Below are 18,694 nucleotides of genomic sequence, written 5' to 3' on the forward strand. Positions count from 1 at the left end.
AAATAAAGTTTTAATAATATTAAATAATTAATAAAATGCTCACTTCGGTTTTTATACATTAAATTTCATATATATAAATGCAATTTAGCAGCTATGTTGTTGATAATTAGATATATAAAAATATTTTATATAATTTCAACTAGAAAGAATATGAAGCCCTTTTATTTTATTGTGCAGATTAAAAAAGCCGATATTTTTATACTGGCTTTTTTTAGTTTGTAGCTTACTTTAAGAAACCACTTACAAGATTCATCACGTTTTGAATATCTTGGTTTGCTTCTTGATGATCGGTACTGTCACCCTGAGGTGTTAATGAATCAATGACTTGAGGTAAGACCGAAGCAATTGCACCGTAAACTTGCTCTTTTGGAGCTTGAGCTTGCGCAGCAACTTGTTCAATGTCGGCTGGATTAAATAAACTTTGTAATTGTTGAGTAGGAACTTCGCTATTGCTTTGATTTGGGTCAACCCAGCTTTGAACTTGGTTACCTAAACCTGCACCTTTCAACTTCTCTAAAGCAGCCTGCAAACCACCTTGTTGTTGAACCCAACCTAAAATTAAAGGTACAACAGCAATTAATAAACTTTGTACACCACCGCCTGCTTGAGGCGCATTATTATTTCCAGTCACTTGACCCAATACAGAACCTAATACTCCACCAAGGCCACCTTGAGCACCAGAAGAAGTATTACCACCCATTTGTCCTAGTACAGAACCTAAAATCCCACCTAAACCACCTTGGCCTGACGCTTGTTGATTCCCAGCTAAAGCTTGCTGAGCCAAAACTTCTACAATACTGCTTAAATTTGTCATGTGTAACTCTTATGTATGGTTTGTACATGAGCATACGCGCTTTTTTGTTAAGACAGCAAAAGCCAAATTGTTAAATTTTGAAAGAGATTTAATGACCTATTACCAGCGGAATTTATTCCAGTTTTCTGGGTTTGCCCAAAACTTTGAATTAAACCAATCAGGGACATGTTTATAGGTCAATATATTAAATTGCCATAAAGCAAAATCACTATCATGTGAAGTTTTATCAATGAGTTGCGTGAAACCTAAAGAACGTAATAACTGTTCATCACTGCGTTTGCTTACTACAACAATTCGTTTTGTTAATAAATCTCTTAGCTTCACTAATAATTGTGACTTTTGTACTTCAGTTATGTTCTGCATTTCATCTGTATCAAACAATACAAAACCCAAGTCATAACGCTGAGTAAAAGGCAGACTTAAAAGCTCAGTTACGGTAAAATAGTGCCATTGAATTGCGTTATTCTGGTCAATTTTCTGGCCAATAGAAAGTGCAGTATGAATGGGCTGTTCGTTTGATAAATCGTCTAGCATAGAAGTGATGACATTTTGTTCAGCCATAACTGCAACCCTTAATTGAAAGATGTGAGTTTAAACTTTATGGAACTACAAGGCATTTGCCATAAAATGCATGCAGGCCTAAAAGATGCTAGTGTAACTGATCAACAGACAACCAAGGCAAATGTTGAATACAAATTTGTATTAGACCGTTCAGAAATTGATCTTCCTTTTAATTTAGGACAAGAACTAGAAATCGAATGGACAGGTAATATTTATTGCACTTCTTGTGGCACTAAAACACCCAAGTCTTATTCTCAAGGCCACTGCTTTAAATGCTTTAAAACTAAAGCAGAATGTGACCTCTGCATTATGAAACCAGAAACATGCCACTACCATTTAGGTACGTGTCGTGAAGATGATTTTGCCCACAATGTTTGTTTCCAACCGCATATTGTGTATTTGGCAAATTCGAGTGCTTTAAAAGTGGGGATTACTCGTGTCAATCACATGCCAGGTCGTTGGTTAGATCAAGGTGCAACTCAGGCCTTACCTATTTTAAAAGTTGGATCCCGCCGTTTATCTGGTCAACTTGAAACTATGTTTGGTTCTTTGGTTGCTGATAAAACTGATTGGCGTAAACTTCTTAAGGGTGAAGCTGAACCTCTGAAACTGACAGAACAACGTGATCAGTTAATCGAAGAGTTTGCACCAAAAATTCAATCTATTCGTGAAGAATTTAGTCAAAATCTTGAATTTAACGAAACGGTTGAACTACTAGAAAATGAATTGCCACGTGAGTTTGTTTATCCAGTTGAACAATATCCTGAAAAAATTAAGTCTCTAAACTTAGATAAAACACCAAAAATTCGTGGTGTATTACAAGGCATTAAAGGCCAATATTTAATTTTTGACATTGGTGTTATTAACATCCGTAAATATACGGGTTACGAACTCATTATACGTGCCTAAGTAAATTTTAAAGCCCCTAAAATGGGGCTTTTTAATTAAGATAATCTGTTTCTAAATAGCCAAGCTGCCAAAGGTAAAGTGACTATTCCCAGAATGATCATTGGAATAAAGTTAAATTTGACTTGTGCAAAGCTTGCCCCCTCTAAATAAACCCGTTGTACCAAGTTAATTCCAAACCTTAAAGGATTTGCATATGTTGCTATTTGTAATGCTTCCGGCATGTTTTCTACTGGTGTAAGTAAGCCAGAAAGCAACATCAAAGGCATAATCAATAAAAAAGTAAAAAGCATGGCTTGTTGCATATTTAAAGATAATGCCGAAATTGATAAGCCCACACCGACTACAGCCACATTAAAACTTAATAAACCAAAATAAAGCAGCCCAATAGAGCCATTCATTGGAATTTTAAACCAGAATAAAATGATTAATAAAATAATAGTTGATTGCATCAGCCCTACAAAAATTGGCGGTAAAGCCTTACCAATCATAATTTGTAATGGTGTATATGGCGTAACTAACAACTGATCAAACGTACCCTGCTCACGTTCCCGCGCGACTGATAAAGCAGATAGAAGTAATGTCTGCATCATACTTAAGGCCGCAATTAATGAAGGCATTAGACTCCATCGAGATTCTTGATTTGGGTTGTACCATGTTCTTGTTTCAAGGCTAATGGGTAAGCCTGAATTAAATTTTTGTTGATTAAACTGACTAATTATTTTGTTTAGATATGAACCTGCCACAACAGCAGTTGATGAGTTCCTGCCATCAACAATGACCTGTATGGCCGAGCTCTGGTTATTATTTAATTTGCTCTCAAAGTCTGAAGGTATTGTAATCACGACTAATGCTTGACGACTATCAATTACCTGATTGACTTGATCAGTATATTCAAGCGTTGCAACACGCTTAAAAATACCAGAGCCATCTAGTTTTGAGATTAGTTCATGTGCAACCTGTCCATTGCTTTGATCTAAAATTGCATAATCCACATGATTAACATCATAAGTAGCAGCATAACCAAACAAAAGTGCCTGCATCAGAGCTGGAACAAATAGAATAACTCTATTTGCAGGGTCACTAAAAATAGTTAAGAATTCTTTTTTGACCAAAAAACTTAAGTGTTTTAGCCAAGTGATTATTAGTTGCTGCCACATAACTTTATCTCAACCGTTTTTTCAGTGAAAAGTTCACAGCACATATCAAAACAACGATATATCCCAACAGAAAACCGCACTCTTTAAACCATAACTTCCAATCATCGCCTCCCATAAATAAGGTTTTAATTAAAATCATAAAATGCGTAGCTGGTAGTAACTGACTAATAATTTGCACAACCCAAGGTAAGTTACGTGTATCGAAAACAAATCCTGAAAGCATAAGTGCGGGCATAAAACTTGCCAATAAAGCAATTTGACTTGCCTGAAACTGACTTTGAGCAAAGCCTGATATGGTTAAACCAAGTAATAACGAGACGATTAAATATAAAAAAGAAGCAGATAAAATTGAGAATAATGAACCGCGCATAGGTACTTCAAAAATAAAATATGCAGCAACAATACAGATCACAATATCAATCATGCCGACCACCACATAGGGAATGAGTTTTGCTAATACAATTTCAAATGGCCGTACAGGTGTAACAAATAAAGCTTCTAGAGTTCCCCGTTCCCTTTCACGGGCAATAAGTAAACCAGTTAAAAATGCGCCAATTAAAGTTAAAATGAGCACCATTAAGCCAGGGACTAAAAACCAAGTACTGTTACCAGATTCGTTAAACCATATTCGTTGTTCAATATTAACGGCGCTTGACGTTGCTAATATTGGGCTACGGTCAACTTGTATAGACGGCGCGGTAGCTAAAGCACCTGCAACATAACCTTCTAAGGCTGTTGCTATGGTGGTTGATGTACCATTTAATAACAGTTGAACCTTTGCATTACCTTGCTGTACTTGATTCGCAAAATCTGAAGGAAAATGCAAAATGGCATCAATTTTTCCATCTCGAATGGCCTGCTCTGCTTCAGGCAAATTATGAAACTCTTGGCTTGTTAAATATCTTGAGCCATTTAAACCAGCTAAAGCCTGATTGATCTGTGGAGAAGGTTGATCAACTACAACGCCAACTCGTGCCAGATTTAAGTCAAAGGAAAGTCCATAACCAAACAATAGAATTAAAATAACAGGTAAAACGAGTCCAATCCCGAGGCTGCTTTTATCGCGAATAAGCTGCTTAGTTTCTTTACGAACTAACGCTGTCAGCCGATTCCAAAATCCAAAGCTCATTGTAGACCTCCTAAACAGCATGCCTTAAGGTGCGTGCTTGTTCCACAATCGCTATAAAAGCCTCATTCATGTCAGCAATATGTTTATCTTTACTTGCTAAATTGCGTACTTGTTGGGGGGAACCTAAGGCTAATAACTTTCCGGCATCTTGTATGGCAATGCGGTCGCAATACTCTGCTTCCTCCATAAAGTGCGTGGTAATAATTATGGTAATGCCCTGATTTGCCAGCTCACCAATGCTGTACCAAAATGATCGCCGTGCAAGCGGGTCAATTCCGCTCGTAGGTTCGTCTAAAAATAAAATTTCTGGTTCATGTAATAGTGCAGCAGCCATAGATAAGCGTTGTTTATAACCACCGGGTAAATCACCGCTTTTACTATGAGGCTTTAAATCGTATTGCTGTAAGGCTGTATCAATTTGTTGATTTAGTTTTTTGCCAGATAACCCATAAGCTCCCCCAAAAAAATTCAAGTTTTCCAAGACAGTTAAATTGCTATACAGTGCAAATTTTTGAGAGACGTAACCTACTTTTGCTCTTGCCTCAGCACGAGCTGTCCGTAAGTTTTTCCCAGCAACTTCCAAATACCCGCTACTTGCTGGTAGCAATCCACACAACATTCGAAAAGTTGTCGTTTTACCCGCGCCATTTGGCCCAAGTAATCCAAATATTTCACCACGTTGTACAGTAAATGAAGTATTGGCAACGGCAGTAAAATCTCCAAAAGTTCGGACTAAATCTTTAACTACAATGATAGGTGGCTCTGATTTTAAATTATCGTTTTGTTCTAATTGGAATGCTTGCTCAGAAATAGGTATATGTTTTGGTTGCTTTTGAGTCTGCTGCAACAGCATCATAAATGCATCTTCAAGTTCAGGTGGTCGCGCATTGGCTTTTAGCCCTTCAGGTAAAGTATCGGCTAATAGCTCTTTTTGACAACTAATAAAATTCACTTGTTCACCCTTTGGAACAGCATCAATAATCTCTACATGGTTATCAAGTAATTGGGCTTGTAAGGTCCGAGCTTTAATCTGCTCTGAAGGTTTTATATTCCATGTTTGTCCACGTGCTATTTCTTTTAATTGTTCAGGTGAACCTTGTTTTAAAATTTTTCCCTCATGCATGATATAAACTTGAGCACATTTTTCTGCCTCATCCATATAAGCAGTACTTATAATTACGCTTAAGTTTTCTTCCTGAACAAGCTGTTCAATAATGATCCACAAATCCCGCCTTGATAAAGGGTCTACTCCAACACTAGGCTCGTCAAGTAAGAGCAATTCTGGGGACCGAACTAACGTACATGCCAATCCTAGTTTTTGTTTCATCCCACCAGACAGTTGCCCAGCTAGGCGTTGAGTAAACTGAGTAAGATCCGTTATTTCCAATAACCGCTTAAACCTTTGCCCCCGTACATCCTTTGAAACACCGTGTAAGTCAGCATATAAATCTAAATTTTCCTGTACGCTTAAATCTTCATATAGTCCAAAGCGTTGTGGCATATAGCTAATACGGTCTTGTACAGCCTGCGGATTTTTACTCACATCAATTCCAAGTACATTTAATGAACCTGAAGTCGCTTTATATAGTCCTGCAATTAATCTTAATAAGGTTGTTTTCCCTGAACCATCTGGACCAACTAAAGCGGTAAGTTCTCCTTTATTAATTTGAATATTCAAATCAACAATTGCACTAATATCTGCTGCCTTTTTACTCTCAGCCTTAAAAGTCATGAACAAATTTTTAACTTGAACCACTGCTTTTTCATCAGTCATGAGCTTTCTCACCTGAAGCACGTGACACTTTTACAGTTACGGGTTGGCCCATTTTTAATTGATCATTCGGATCATTTACATACACCCTAACTTCATAAACAAGTGTTGTTCTAATCTCTTCAGTCTGTACTGTTTTAGGTGTGAACTCAGCCACTGAAGATATATAGCCAATTTTTCCATTAATGGGCTGATTAGGATCAGAATCACGAATAATTTGGGCCGTGCCGCCCATTTTAATAGAGCTTAAATCTTGTTCGTTTACATACACACGAATCCATTTTGGATCGGTCAAAGCCAATGTATAAACGGCCTTTTGCGCAGTTGTCATATCCCCAACTTCTTGTAACCGAGCTCGTACCACTGCATTTACAGGAGATTTTAGTTCAGTCTGGGTAAGGTTATAGTTAATTAGATCTAAATTAGCTTTGGTTACTTCATACTGTGCTTTGGTCGCTTCACGATCTTCTTGTCGAGCACCTTTAATGATCAATTCTAAATTGGCTTGTCTTTCACGGACCGCTGCCTCAGCACTATCTTTATTACTTTTGGCATAGTCTAGCTCTTGTTGGCTAATTGCTCGACCATCAGTACTACTTACCAAAATTTGTAAGCGTTGCAAGTTTTTATTGGTTTTATCAAGCTCAGCTTGAGCAGAAGCAAGTTGTGCTTTTGCTTGGGTAATTTCTTCAGGACGAGCTCCCACTTCTTGTTTAACAATTGCCTCTTGTTGCGCTTTGAGCTGTGCCTGTGCTTGTTTTGCCTGAATCTGTAATGCATTGGTATTTAGAGTTGCTAGTACTTGACCAGCTTTAACTTTATCACCCTCTTGAACCAAAAGTTTTTGAATACGCCCAGACTGTTCAAACGCAAGTGAAACTTGGCGAATGTCAACATTCCCATATAAAGTTAAAGAACTATCTGATTGTTTTTTATTATGATATTCCCACACCCAAAAGCCAATTAAAGTTACGGCTATAATAACTAAAACACCGGCAATCACTTTTTTATTCATCTTATTGGCCTTCTTATTAAATTCAAATTTTCTTAGTTTAAATTCAATTTAAATTTAAATTACTCCAATCTTTGAATAAAAGATATACTTTTTATGGTGAGTGAAAATTAGGGTTAAATATGTCCAGATCTAGGCGAAGTGATGGTGACTTAACCAAGTCTAAAATTATTAAGGCAGCAGGACCTTTAATTGCCCAATATGGTTTTGCAAAGACAGCGAACAAAACAATTGCTAACGCTGCAAGTGTCGATTTAGCTGCAATTAATTATCACTTTGATGGTCGAGATGGGCTATATCAAGCAGTTTTATTGGAAGCTCACGCTCACTATCTAGATGAAAAATATTTATTGGAACTTGTTGAAAGTACTCACTCACCAGAAGAAAAGCTAAGCTTATTACTTGAGACCTTGCTGCATAAATTAACTGAAAAAGATGTTTGGCATGGCAAAGTCTTTATTCGTGAGTTGTTCTCACCTTCTGAACATTTATTAAGTTTTATTGAACTTGCTGGTATGAGGAAATTTTTTCTTATTCGTAAGCTCATTAGTCAAGTTGCTGGTTTAGATGAAAATGATCCAGCGGTGTTGCCTTGTATTTTAAGCGTGATGACACCTTGCATGATGCTTATTATTGCCGGACCCAATGCTCAAGCACCTGAGCCTCTTAAAAATATTGCCCAGATGCCATTACACGGTTTAGTTGAACATTTTAAGAAATTTTCATTAGCTGGCCTAAAAGCAATTAGCCAATCAAATCTTAAAAATTAGCGATTTAAACATTGCAAAATTGCCTGTACTGGATCTTCTGTATTTCCAGAAATAAGCTGTTTATGCATGGTTAAATGTTGCATCACTTGAATTTGAGCTGTCTCAACATTCATTAGTTTTTCTATTTCAGTTGCTAAATTTTCTGGTGTAGCATCAGCCTGAATCAGCTCTTCAATGACTTTTTTACCCGCAATAATATTAGGCAAAGAATAATAAGGAATTTTCACCAAAAGCTTAGCAATTATATAGGTCAACCAATGCAACTTATAGAAAGTGACCATAGGTCTATGCATGAGCATGGCTTCTAATGTTGCAGTTCCAGAAGCTAAAGCAATGATGTCACTTGCATTCATGACCATACGGCCAACTTTTGATTCACTGTCTGTATTTTCTAAAATATGAATTACAGTTTTCAAATGAGGCGCTAATTGTTCAACACCCTGCTCAATCTGTTGTTTTCGTGCATCGTTAATCGCGGGAATTAAAAATTGAATATCTGGATATTTCTTATGCAGAATATTGGCAGTTCCAAGCAACATAGGTAAAAGTCGCTCTACCTCACCTTTTCGACTACCTGGCAACAAAGCAATATGTTTTTGATTTTCATTAAGACCTAATTGCTGTTTGGCAATTTGAATTGGATTTTCAAGTGGCAATTGTTTAGCTAATGGGTGGCCTACAAATGCTGCTGGAACTTCATATCGTTCATAAAAAACTTTTTCAAAAGGAAATAAGCAAAGTACTAAATCTATACTCTGTTTAATGCCATGAACACGTCCTTGACGCCACGCCCAAACTGAAGGACTGACATATTGAACTGTTTTTATTGGAAGATTCTTTTCTTTAATACTTTTAGAAAGTCTGAGGTTAAAGTCTGGTGCATCAATACCAATAAAAATATCAACTGGATTTTGAGTCCATTGGTTAATTAGACCATCCCGCACGGCGAATAATTTTTTTAAGTCTTTTAATACCTCAACAATCCCCATCACAGACAGAGTTTCCATTGGGTAATAACTGTTAAAACCTTCAGCAATCATTTGAGGACCACCGATTCCCTCAAATTCGGCATCGATTCCTTGTTCTCGAAAACTACGCATAAGTTTCACACCAAGCGTATCTCCAGAAACTTCCCCAACTACAATGCTTATTTTAAGCTTTCGGTTTGCCAAGGCGATTTACCTAAGAATTTGAAATAATGCATTCTAGCATAGAGGTTTATCAATCTTGAACTTGATCTATATGTACTTACCAAGAGCAACCAAAGCACAAGCTATCTAAAATTACATTCATTCACCATCTTTTAATCTAAATTAACAATGCAATTTCAATTGTAGCTTACATTTACAAACAATAAAATAAATGAGAATTATTTACATTATCTTTAATCTTATGAATACCCCACCTCGACCATTTAAGCTTACCGTAATCGCCTGCGCGATTTGTTATGCGAACCTCTCTTATGCTCAAGACTCAGAGGTACAAGCTTTACAGACGATTCAAGTTAAAGCATCAAATGCTGAGCAGTCTTCTGAACAGACCAAAGCATACAATGTTAAAAACTCGAGTAGCGCAACTAAGCTTAATATTGAGGCTAAAGAAACCCCTCAAACTATTAATGTTGTTACTCGTCAGCAAATTGAAGATTTCGGACTTAACAGTACCCGAGATGTTTTAAAAAATACTCCAGGTGTAACCGTATCTAATCAAGAAACTGAGCGAACCACTTATATGGCTCGCGGCTTTGAGATTTCAAATATATTAACTGACGGCGTGGGTTTTCCCCTCTTAGGTTATAACTACAACAATACGAATCCTGATACTTATTTTTATGATCGTGTAGAAGTCGTTAAAGGTGCTGATTCTTTAACTAACGCCTTCGGTGATCCGAGCGCAACAATCAATAATATTAGAAAACGCCCGACTCAAGAATTCCAAGCAAGTGGCGGTGTAAGTTATGGTTCTTGGGATACTCAGCGTTATGAAGCTGATGTCTCTGGCGCAATAATACCGAGTGGAAAAGTACGTGTCCGTATTATGGGCTATGAGCAAACTGGTGATTCTTACCTTGATCGATATTCGTCAGAGAGAAATGGTTTCGCAGGCATTATTGAAGCTGATTTGACAGATAGTACTTTACTGACCGCTGGTTATAGCCAAGAACAAAATAAACCCAATGCAAACAACTGGGGTGCTCTGCCTTTGCTAGATGCCAATGGTAAACAAATTTCATATGACCGCTCATATAACCCTAACCCTGACTGGGCACACTGGGATAATGAAACACAAAATGCTTTTGTTGAATTAAAGCAAAAAATTAATGATCAGTGGACCGCTAAGCTGACCTATAACTATCTTGATACCAAGCATAATAGTCGTCTTCTTTATTATTATGGTTATCCAAAAGCTGATGGATCAGGTGTTTCTCTAACCCCTTGGGGTGGTCAAGAGCACCAAGAAAAACATGCTGTCGATTTTAATCTCGAAGGAACATATAAACTTTTCAATCGAGAACATGAGGCATCTTTAGGCTACAGCTATGTACGTAGTCATCAGCAAGATAAACAATCTACAGGAACGATTAATGATAGTAACGTTATAAAATCAACCACCACGGATTGGTCAAGTTGGACACCGCAATCTATAACTTGGTCAGATTTCACAGAAGCTGCAAACTATAAGCAGAATATTAATTCCATCTATGCTGCGACACGCTTGCATCTTAATGAAGATTTAAAACTTTTACTTGGGGCAAACTATGTCCAAGCTGAAAGTAAAGGTGAAAGTTATGGTTCACCAATGTCATATAGTGAAAGTAAAGTCTCACCATATGTTGGACTAACTTATAACTTTACACCTGAATATACAGGTTATATGAGTTACACCTCAATTTTCCGTCCTCAAACTGGTATTGATAAAGATACCAATCAAGCTTTAAAACCTATTGATGGTAAAAGCTATGAAATGGGCGTAAAAAGTTCATGGCTAGATGACCGTTTAACAGGAACACTTTCAGTATTTAAAACTGAACAAAATAATTACCCTCTACGCAGCTCTGATGGAAATCCACTTAATCGAAAAGTACCAACGAGTGATTTAGAATCACAAGGTGTAGAAGTCGGCTTATCAGGTCAAATCACAAATAATGTGAATCTTTCCTTCGGCTATGCTCAATTTAGTATTAAAGATATTAAAAATAGCGGCGAGGCAAGAACTTATAATCCAAACCAGACACTTAACGTGCTAACCACCTACACGCCACCAGTTTTACCGAAGCTAAAAGTTGGTGCAGGCTTACAATGGCAAGATGGGATAAAGTTATATGATTCAAATGTTAACAGTACGATTAAACAAGATGCATATGCTCTAGTTAACTTAATGGCGAGCTATGAAGTCAACGATCATATTACGCTTCAGGCAAATGGTAATAATATTTTTGACAAGAAATATTTAAATAGTTTTCCAGATGGCCAAGCTTTTTACGGCCCTTCTGCCAACTATACAGTTGCTGTAAAGTTTAAATATTAATATCGTAGCCAATCTCAATTTAGGGATTGGCTTTATTTATTATTCTTTGTGTATGTGTCAGTAAAGATGTCCAAAACTGTAAATCTCCCAGTGTCATATCGTATAAAAGTTTTCTATCGATTCTTGCTAGTTTTCGGTATGGGTTTTGCCTGTATGGCATATTTAAGTCTTGGACTCATTGGAATTTTTCTTTTGACCCTCGCCAAAGCTGAAGCTATATATCTAGCAGCATTTATAGCAATTCTATTTTACGTCATCTTTGTGATCGTTGGTTTCTGCGTTCAATCACTTTTGAAACTCACTGGGCTATCAATTGTTTTGTGTGCCCTTTTCTTTTTTGCAACGCGTATGGTGGGTTATGCATAAAGGTATACGTCAATCTATGGCATGGCTCCACTCATGGACTGGCTTAATTTTTGGATGGCTCGTATTTGCCATTTTCTTAATGGGAAGTTTGTCCTACTACCGCCATGAAATTAATTTATGGATGCAACCAGCACTTGCGCAATATGAGGTAAAGCAAGATATTGCTATTAAAACAGCATATCAATATTTACAAGAAAACGCTCCAGATGCCAAGTCTTGGTATTTAACTGTGGCTACACCTGAAAGTTCCGTCAACACTATGTATTGGGAAAAAGCTGACGGCGGTTATGGCAATGCCACACTTGATGCTAACACGGGAAAAGAACTTCAACTTTCGGCAACTCTAGGCGGCGATTTTTTTTACCGTTTCCATTACCAACTTTTTGGCATTCCAATAATAGTTGGACGATTAGTCGTATGTCTTGCCGCATTTATTATGCTGATTGCTTTGGTTTCAGGCATTATTACCCATAAAAAAATATTTACCGACTTTTTTACTTTACGAACATTTAAGTCTCAGCGTTCATGGCTAGACTTTCACAATATTTCTTCAGTCGTTGCACTGCCCTTCTTTTTAACAATTACATTTACGGGCTTAGCAATTTTCTTTTATTTATATCTGCCTTGGGGAATGCAAAAGATTTACCCTGAAAACCCTTATCAATATTTTACCGAAATACGTACAAAAACTGTGCCTGAGAACCAATCGATTCAGCCTGCTCAAAACTTAGCTATTGATAAGCTATTGAGTCAAGTTCAACAAAGTTGGGGTAATCAACCTTTATCAACGATTAGTGTAAAAAAACCGAATACTAATCAGGCGCAAATTACTTTTCTTCAAAAAGAAGATCACTCAATCACTCGTAATCCGGCTCAAATTACATTAAATGCTTCAACTGGCAAAGTCTTAGAAGACACACGTAATAATAGTCCTATTGCAACGTTAAATGCGGGTGTCTATGGGCTGCATATGGCGACATTTGCTCAGCCTTTACTTCGTTTAGGATTCTTTTTCTCAGGCATTTTAGGCTGTGTAATGATTGCCTCTGGTTTGTTACTTTGGAGTCTTAAACGTCAAATTCAAAATAAGAATAGTAAGTTTCATTTCGGGCACTATTTAGTTGACCGTTTAAATGTTGCAGCGTTTGTAGGATTACCTTGTGCAACTGTCGCCTATTTAAGCGCCAATCGATTGTTTACAATTACGTCAACTACGATCAATTATGAAATTTATAGCTTTTTCTTAGTTTGGTTAATCAGCTTGATCATTGCTTTATTCACTAAAAAGCAGCATTTGTGGCGAACTCAACTTTGCGTTTTTATTATGCTCAGTATTGCACTTCCCATCTTGAATCTAAGTTATTTACTTAAACATGAGTATGTTCAAAGCCTCAGAGATTATTGGACCTTTGCACGTGTAGATGTATTTTTGTGGATCTTTGCAGCTTTAGCAATTTTTATATTCTTCAAAATTCAACCTATCCAACATAAAGCTGTAGAAAAGATTCAAAAAAAGTTGAATAAATTAAATACTGAGGTGAGCTCATGATTCTTATAGCTTTCCTCTTAATCTTATTAGGGATGTATTTGTTATTTATGGCGAGCGAAAAATATCGATCACCGAAATCGACAGGACATTTCAAATCGATAGCTCAAAAGTATTATCGACACTTTAAAATAGCTGCATTCATGCTATTTGGTTTATGTGCATTTATTCTGATTAAACACTATAAATTTTCAATTGGTTTTGTCAGTTGGTGGATCTTTGTAACGCCATTAACTTTTATTCTTATACTTTTAGTTAATCCTCTAAAGTCTTCAAAATAAGCTTTTCTTTAAAAAAATGATGAAAAATAGAACAAGCTAAGCAATATTATGATTGCTTAGCTTTTTTTTGCATAAGCAAATCATTATTCATGACAACTGTTTATCTCTAAAAGGAATAAGATATGTGCGTTTCGTGATAAGTGGCGATAAAGATGTCTGGTGCTTTTGAATTTATCTTAGCGGGTATGTTAGTTGGTTTCTGTGTAGGGATTACAGGAGTTGGTGGTGGATCATTAATGACACCAATTTTAATTGGCCTTTTTAGAATTGAACCTCATATCGCAATTGGTACCGATTTACTTTATGCCGCAATTTCAAAATTTTGTGGATCAATGGTTCATGCTAGAAAGCTCAATATTGTCTGGCCAATTGTTTTATGGTTAGCAGTAGGCAGTATTCCTGCATCTTTTGGAACCACATGGGTACTTGAGCATTATTTAAGTCAGTCAACACACTATAAAGCTGTGCTCACCATGGTGTTAGGTTTTATGCTGACTTTAACTGGTGTATCTATCATTTTCCGCTCGCGTATTGAGAAGTTCTTTAATCGTTTTAGAAGTAAAGAAGTCACTCAAACTGAGAATGAGCATTTAGCTATCCATAAGAAACGTAGCTTTATCGTGGTTATGGGTATCATCTTAGGTGTATTCGTAACGCTTTCATCAGTCGGTGCTGGTGCATTTGGAATTATGGCACTCGTGATCATGTTCCCGAACTTACCAATGATTCGAATTATTGGGTCAGATGTTGTACATGCCGTATTGCTCACTTTAGTGGCTGGCCTTGGACATATGAGTGCTGGTAACGTCGACTTTACGCTTCTTATGTGGTTATTGGTGGGTTCAATTCCTGCAATTATTGTTGGTACGCTAATTAGTTCTCGTATGCCAGAACGTTTAATCCGAAAAATTTTAGGGATTACCCTATTTGCCCTCGGTGTTAACTTTATGGTTCACCCAGTCAAAGCAAAACCGAAAGCACCTGTGGTACAACAACAAGCTGTGGTTGCCGAAAAAACAAGCAACTCAACTGAAAGATAGCAAAATCAATAAGATTTTTCCAAACTGAAATACCATGAGATGTAGGATTTTCATAATTATTTCATGGTATATTCAGTACACAAAACAACCTTTAGTATGATCGAACCAGTGACAGCAATGACTACACATTCAAATTCCGTTTCAAAGCCAGATATCGACGACGTTAATATTAAAAGCATTCAAACTCTTGTAACACCAGCCGAGCTTAAATCAGAACTTCCTTTATCTGATGTTGCTTCACAAACTGTTCTAAAAGGTCGCGATACCATTCGTAATATTTTAGATGGTTCAGATAAGCGTTTGTTTGTCGTTATTGGTCCTTGCTCTATTCATGATCCAAAAGCTGCTCACGAATATGCCGATCGTTTAAAAGCATTAAGTGAAAAGGTTAAAGATTCATTGTATTTAGTTATGCGTGTTTATTTTGAAAAACCACGTACAACAATTGGTTGGAAAGGTCTAATTAATGACCCTGACATGAATGACTCTTTTAATATTGAAAAAGGTTTACGTATTGGTCGTAAGCTTTTGCTTGAATTAAATGAAAAAGGTTTACCATGTGCAACTGAAGCACTTGACCCGAACTCTCCGCAGTACTACCAAGACTTAATTTCTTGGTCTGCAATTGGTGCACGTACAACCGAAAGCCAAACTCACCGAGAAATGTCTTCTGGTTTATCATCACCAGTAGGTTTTAAAAATGGTACAGATGGCGGTTTAACTGTTGCAACCAATGCGATGCAGTCTGTTAAATATGGTCATAGCTTCTTAGGTCTTAATGAAGACGGACAAGTTTCGATTATTAATACGAGTGGTAACCCTTACGCGCACGTAGTATTACGTGGTGGTAATGGTAAGCCAAACTACGATGCTGGCTCTGTTGAAGAAGCAGAAAATGCTTTAGCGAAAGCAAAAGTTAGCACAAAAATCATGATTGATGCGAGCCACGCGAACTCAAATAAAGACCCGTACTTACAACCTCTTGTTCTTAAGAATATTACTGAACAAATTTTAGATGGTAATAAGTCAATTGTTGGTCTTATGGTTGAAAGTCATTTAAAAGGCGGCCGCCAAGATATTCCTGAAAATCTTTGTGATCTCGAATATGGTAAATCAGTAACTGATGGCTGTATTGACTGGGAAACGACTGAAAAAACATTACTTGAAATGCATGAAGCTTTAAAAGACGTTTTACCAAATCGTTAATTCATCTTTTTAAGAAGATCAATTAAGCCCTCATTCTTGAGGGCTTTTTTTTCTTTGTCGGAATTCAACATCAAACTAAATAAAAATAACTCACCACAAAAGCAAAAAGTAGCAGGGTTTCGCTAAGCTCAATTGCTGCCCCGACTGTATCGCCAGTAATACCACCTATTCGTTTTATAAATAGATGTCTTAAATAAACAACGCCCATTAAAAAGCCAGCTACGGCAATAAGCCCTTGCCATTCCCAATAGATAGGTAGCAGCAAAACTAACGCGGTTATTATCCATGAAGCAGTTTTTGGTAAATGATCGGTCAAAGAACGGCCTAAACCTTTTTCACGAACATACGGCGTAGTTAAAAATAAAATGGATGGAACAATACGTCCAAGTACAGGAACAAAGACTAAAAATAATGCTTGATGCTGTTCAATCAACACATAGACCAGTACAAACTTGAGCAAACAAATAACAACTAAGCTCAGCACTCCAATTGGACCACAACTTGGATCTTTCATAATTTGTAAAGTACGTAGCTTGTCTCCAAAACCACCTACCCACGCATCTGCTGTATCTGCCAGTCCGTCTAAATGCAATCCCCCTGTCAGCCAAATCCATAAAGTCAGTATGATAGCAGCAAGTAAAAGAACGGGTAATTTAACTAAAAGACACGACGTAAGAAAAAGAACGCCACCAATAATCAGTCCAACCAGTGGATAAAACAAAATAGCTCGACCATTTTGTTGCGCCGTCGGCATTGTCTTTAACTCAATAGGCAGAACAGTTAAAAATTGCAATGCAATCCAAAAAGGTGTCATATCCAAGTCTCTAACTGATCTATATTTAAAAGCAAATTGGATTATGAAGAAATAAAAATGGGAATAGCAATCCCTATTCCCATGAAAGACTCCAAAAACTGAAAATCTATTGCATTTGATAGCACTGTTTCAATTTAATGTAGTCGTAGTAAAAACTAGTTGGTGTATAACGTGCATAGTTACATGCAGATTTGAACAAAGTTTCTTTTTCGTTATAAAGCATTTTTACCAAAGTATTGCCTTGGCTATTTTGGTAAATATCCCATTGGACATTTGCCGCCATAGGTGAAACTATTTCACCACGCCATGCGCTGGTTGAGTAATTATAGGTCTGGCGAAGTGGTAAAGGCTGCATCATATTATGTAAATCTAGGCTGGTTGCCAAAGGAATAATAATTTCAGCATGGGCAAACCGTAAAACTGCTTTGTAAGGCTGAGCTTTATTCACCACGGCGTCAACTTGTTGGAACAGGTCCTGTTTAAGTCCTTGAGCAATTTCACTTGTGACTTGATTTGACTCTGTAAAACTTGGACCTTTTTCGTAAAAATCGTTTGCATCATTAAATTCAGCGTAGAATTTTGCAGCATCTAACGGCATATATTTATCAAAATTGATACCTTTTAACTCATCTTTCATGCCACCAGAAATTGAATACAGCTCATAAATATAAGCTGCTGTATCAACTGCACTGGCAATTGTATTTTTACCCTTACCTTTTTCTGTAATTTGCTCACCTTTTGGTGAAGTTACCGTAAAGGATCCGGTATTGCTAAAGCTATAACCTGTTGTACCCAGTTTTTTAATAAAGTCTGCTTTAAAAATCGGATTAAGTACAGTTTGGGCTGTTTTTTCAGCTGCTGTATTTTTTGATAACTCATCTAACTTTTGGGCTAAATCTTTATTATTTTCTTCAAAATCTTGATAGGTCTGACTAGCATCATAAATCTTTTGTTGACTAACACTCAATGGTTGAGTCAAGTCTTCATCTGCATTCAAACTATGAAAATAGAGTTTAAAACGATCAACACCACCATCTTCAACACTTGGAACGCTTGCACTCGATAAATTGGTATAAGGCGTTGGTACAATTTTATCTTTAAGTTGCGGTTGTTGTTGAATGAGTTCAGCAGTGAAGAATTTAGCACTATCTACTGCACGATCCACCCCAGAACTTTGTACCAATATAGATGCTTGTGAATTTAAAAGACTTGGTAAGCGTTGCAATAAACGATCTGCAATGCCACGGTGTTCTAAAATACCGGTCATGGTCTCATTTCCATAACCATACTGGCGAATACCTTCAACACCGTAGCCCAATAAGATATTGGCTTTCATCATTGCTTCTAAGTCAGCTCCTAACTGCTCACCTAACGGCGTTAAAGCATTTTCTGCTTTTGCCTGCTTCCATAAATTATAAAGCGCTAAGTCATATTTCAGACTTGAGAGTCCTCTTGAACCATGACGTGCAACTAGCTCTGTAAAAACTGGTTGGAACCCGTTGGGTGCTTGTTCATAGTTTTTTATTTCTTGTTGTGGTTGGTAGGGTGTTTTTGTTTGATAATATTTTGATTGATTTGTAGATGGCGTAGTTTGAACATCTTGATCATTATTATTGTTACAAGCTGCAAGTAATAATGATGCTGCGAGCACAGTCGTTTTAAATAAAATATTCATAAGTCAGATGAGTGATTAATAAGAAATGTCAATAGCTTAATTTTTAGCAATGACAGTTCTATTACAATCACTCAAATATCTTTTATAAAAATAATAACTTACATGTGTAGAGAAA

Annotated in this window: 17 protein-coding genes and 1 pseudogene; 8 read left to right on the top strand and 10 right to left on the bottom strand. The window is 36.9% G+C overall.

The features are described from left to right. Nucleotides 1-223: 223 nt before the first annotated feature. Both WA249_RS01785 and WA249_RS01790 read right to left on the bottom strand, forming a co-directional pair. The gene (locus WA249_RS01785; RefSeq protein ID WP_336166156.1) at nt 224-814 is read right to left on the bottom strand and encodes a YidB family protein; all 591 of its coding nucleotides are present in this window, start codon (nt 812-814) and stop codon (nt 224-226) included. 99 nt (nt 815-913) lie between these two features. Then, on the bottom strand, nt 914-1,375 hold the full coding sequence (locus tag WA249_RS01790) for a DUF6231 family protein (RefSeq protein ID WP_336166157.1): 462 nt from the start codon (nt 1,373-1,375) through the stop codon (nt 914-916). A gap of 39 nt (nt 1,376-1,414) precedes the next feature. Between WA249_RS01790 and WA249_RS01795 the strand changes: the two genes are divergently transcribed. Then, nucleotides 1,415-2,284 (top strand): DUF2797 domain-containing protein, encoded by an 870-nt coding sequence (locus WA249_RS01795; protein WP_336166158.1) that lies wholly within the window; start codon nt 1,415-1,417, stop codon nt 2,282-2,284. Between the two features lie 35 nt (nt 2,285-2,319). Here WA249_RS01795 and WA249_RS01800 read toward each other — a convergent pair whose 3' ends face one another. Genes WA249_RS01800 through WA249_RS01815 form a run of 4 tightly spaced genes read right to left on the bottom strand, consistent with a single transcriptional unit; the run spans nt 2,320 to nt 7,356 of the window. Continuing rightward, the gene (locus WA249_RS01800; protein ID WP_336166160.1) at nt 2,320-3,441 is read right to left on the bottom strand and encodes an ABC transporter permease; all 1,122 of its coding nucleotides are present in this window, start codon (nt 3,439-3,441) and stop codon (nt 2,320-2,322) included. A 4-nt stretch (nt 3,442-3,445) separates the two neighbouring features. Continuing rightward, nucleotides 3,446-4,570 carry an ABC transporter permease gene (locus WA249_RS01805; RefSeq protein WP_336166162.1) on the bottom strand — a complete coding sequence of 375 codons (1,125 nt, stop codon included), beginning with the start codon at nt 4,568-4,570 and terminating at the stop codon, nt 3,446-3,448. 10 nt (nt 4,571-4,580) lie between these two features. Then, on the bottom strand, nt 4,581-6,344 hold the full coding sequence (locus tag WA249_RS01810) for an ATP-binding cassette domain-containing protein (protein ID WP_336166164.1): 1,764 nt from the start codon (nt 6,342-6,344) through the stop codon (nt 4,581-4,583). Further along, complete coding sequence (locus tag WA249_RS01815; RefSeq protein WP_336166165.1) at nt 6,337-7,356, bottom strand: HlyD family efflux transporter periplasmic adaptor subunit; 1,020 nt, start codon at nt 7,354-7,356, stop codon at nt 6,337-6,339. Before WA249_RS01815 ends, WA249_RS01810 begins: the two co-directional genes overlap by 8 nt. A 119-nt stretch (nt 7,357-7,475) precedes the next feature. On the opposite strand from WA249_RS01815, the gene WA249_RS01820 reads away from it, so the two are divergent. Further along, the gene (locus WA249_RS01820) at nt 7,476-8,123 is read left to right on the top strand and encodes a CerR family C-terminal domain-containing protein (protein WP_336166166.1); all 648 of its coding nucleotides are present in this window, start codon (nt 7,476-7,478) and stop codon (nt 8,121-8,123) included. Here WA249_RS01820 and lpxB read toward each other — a convergent pair. Continuing rightward, nucleotides 8,120-9,295: a lipid-A-disaccharide synthase gene (gene lpxB, locus WA249_RS01825; protein WP_336166167.1), complete on the bottom strand. Its 1,176-nt coding sequence runs from the start codon at nt 9,293-9,295 to the stop codon at nt 8,120-8,122. The two genes, WA249_RS01820 and lpxB, sit on opposite strands and share 4 nt — an antisense overlap. Before the next feature lie 220 nt (nt 9,296-9,515). Between lpxB and WA249_RS01830 the strand changes: the two genes are divergently transcribed. From WA249_RS01830 to WA249_RS01845, 4 genes are all read left to right on the top strand, one after another. Then, nucleotides 9,516-11,651, top strand: a complete 2,136-nt coding sequence (locus tag WA249_RS01830; RefSeq protein WP_336166168.1) for a TonB-dependent siderophore receptor — start codon at nt 9,516-9,518, stop codon at nt 11,649-11,651. A gap of 66 nt (nt 11,652-11,717) precedes the next feature. Further along, the gene (locus WA249_RS01835) at nt 11,718-12,017 is read left to right on the top strand and encodes a hypothetical protein (protein ID WP_336166169.1); all 300 of its coding nucleotides are present in this window, start codon (nt 11,718-11,720) and stop codon (nt 12,015-12,017) included. Beyond that, nucleotides 12,010-13,566 carry a PepSY-associated TM helix domain-containing protein gene (locus tag WA249_RS01840; RefSeq protein WP_336166170.1) on the top strand — a complete coding sequence of 519 codons (1,557 nt, stop codon included), beginning with the start codon at nt 12,010-12,012 and terminating at the stop codon, nt 13,564-13,566. Before WA249_RS01835 ends, WA249_RS01840 begins: the two co-directional genes overlap by 8 nt. Further along, on the top strand, nt 13,563-13,844 hold the full coding sequence (locus tag WA249_RS01845) for a DUF1634 domain-containing protein (RefSeq protein ID WP_336166171.1): 282 nt from the start codon (nt 13,563-13,565) through the stop codon (nt 13,842-13,844). Before WA249_RS01840 ends, WA249_RS01845 begins: the two co-directional genes overlap by 4 nt. On the opposite strand, the pseudogene WA249_RS01850 reads toward WA249_RS01845, so the two are convergent. Continuing rightward, a pseudogene (locus WA249_RS01850) lies at nt 13,819-13,935 on the bottom strand (hypothetical protein). The gene WA249_RS01845 and the pseudogene WA249_RS01850 sit on opposite strands and share 26 nt — an antisense overlap. Nucleotides 13,936-13,996: 61 nt before the next feature. Here WA249_RS01850 and WA249_RS01855 point away from each other — a divergent pair. Beyond that, nucleotides 13,997-14,884, top strand: coding sequence for a sulfite exporter TauE/SafE family protein (locus WA249_RS01855; RefSeq protein ID WP_336166172.1), 888 nt, complete (start codon nt 13,997-13,999; stop codon nt 14,882-14,884). 96 nt (nt 14,885-14,980) lie between these two features. Continuing rightward, complete coding sequence (locus tag WA249_RS01860) at nt 14,981-16,090, top strand: 3-deoxy-7-phosphoheptulonate synthase (protein ID WP_013198033.1); 1,110 nt, start codon at nt 14,981-14,983, stop codon at nt 16,088-16,090. 70 nt (nt 16,091-16,160) lie between these two features. Here the strand turns inward: WA249_RS01860 and WA249_RS01865 are convergent, their stop codons facing one another. Then, a complete protein-coding gene (locus tag WA249_RS01865; RefSeq protein WP_336166174.1) occupies nt 16,161-16,904 on the bottom strand; it encodes an adenosylcobinamide-GDP ribazoletransferase in 744 nt (247 codons plus the stop codon). Between the two features lie 106 nt (nt 16,905-17,010). Further along, nucleotides 17,011-18,579 (bottom strand): histidine-type phosphatase, encoded by a 1,569-nt coding sequence (locus WA249_RS01870; RefSeq protein WP_336166175.1) that lies wholly within the window; start codon nt 18,577-18,579, stop codon nt 17,011-17,013. Between the last annotated feature and the right edge of the window lie 115 nt (nt 18,580-18,694).

The organism is Acinetobacter sp. 161(2023) (assembly GCF_037027805.1).
In the GTDB taxonomy this organism is placed as follows: domain Bacteria; phylum Pseudomonadota; class Gammaproteobacteria; order Pseudomonadales; family Moraxellaceae; genus Acinetobacter.

Excerpts from the sequence above, each read along its gene's own strand:
- WA249_RS01800 (WP_336166160.1), bottom strand. The coding sequence starts at position 3,441 with ATGTGGCAGCAACTAATAATCACTTGGCTAAAACACTTAAGTTTTTTG.
- WA249_RS01855 (WP_336166172.1), top strand. The coding sequence starts at position 13,997 with ATGTCTGGTGCTTTTGAATTTATCTTAGCGGGTATGTTAGTTGGTTTC.
- WA249_RS01795 (WP_336166158.1), top strand. The coding sequence starts at position 1,415 with ATGGAACTACAAGGCATTTGCCATAAAATGCATGCAGGCCTAAAAGAT.
- WA249_RS01820 (WP_336166166.1), top strand. The coding sequence starts at position 7,476 with ATGTCCAGATCTAGGCGAAGTGATGGTGACTTAACCAAGTCTAAAATT.
- WA249_RS01835 (WP_336166169.1), top strand. The coding sequence starts at position 11,718 with ATGTCCAAAACTGTAAATCTCCCAGTGTCATATCGTATAAAAGTTTTC.
- WA249_RS01830 (WP_336166168.1), top strand. The coding sequence starts at position 9,516 with ATGAATACCCCACCTCGACCATTTAAGCTTACCGTAATCGCCTGCGCG.
- WA249_RS01840 (WP_336166170.1), top strand. The coding sequence starts at position 12,010 with ATGCATAAAGGTATACGTCAATCTATGGCATGGCTCCACTCATGGACT.
- WA249_RS01805 (WP_336166162.1), bottom strand. The coding sequence starts at position 4,570 with ATGAGCTTTGGATTTTGGAATCGGCTGACAGCGTTAGTTCGTAAAGAA.
- WA249_RS01810 (WP_336166164.1), bottom strand. The coding sequence starts at position 6,344 with ATGACTGATGAAAAAGCAGTGGTTCAAGTTAAAAATTTGTTCATGACT.
- WA249_RS01865 (WP_336166174.1), bottom strand. The coding sequence starts at position 16,904 with ATGACACCTTTTTGGATTGCATTGCAATTTTTAACTGTTCTGCCTATT.
- WA249_RS01815 (WP_336166165.1), bottom strand. The coding sequence starts at position 7,356 with ATGAATAAAAAAGTGATTGCCGGTGTTTTAGTTATTATAGCCGTAACT.
- WA249_RS01870 (WP_336166175.1), bottom strand. The coding sequence starts at position 18,579 with ATGAATATTTTATTTAAAACGACTGTGCTCGCAGCATCATTATTACTT.
- WA249_RS01790 (WP_336166157.1), bottom strand. The coding sequence starts at position 1,375 with ATGGCTGAACAAAATGTCATCACTTCTATGCTAGACGATTTATCAAAC.
- WA249_RS01845 (WP_336166171.1), top strand. The coding sequence starts at position 13,563 with ATGATTCTTATAGCTTTCCTCTTAATCTTATTAGGGATGTATTTGTTA.
- WA249_RS01785 (WP_336166156.1), bottom strand. The coding sequence starts at position 814 with ATGACAAATTTAAGCAGTATTGTAGAAGTTTTGGCTCAGCAAGCTTTA.
- WA249_RS01860 (WP_013198033.1), top strand. The coding sequence starts at position 14,981 with ATGATCGAACCAGTGACAGCAATGACTACACATTCAAATTCCGTTTCA.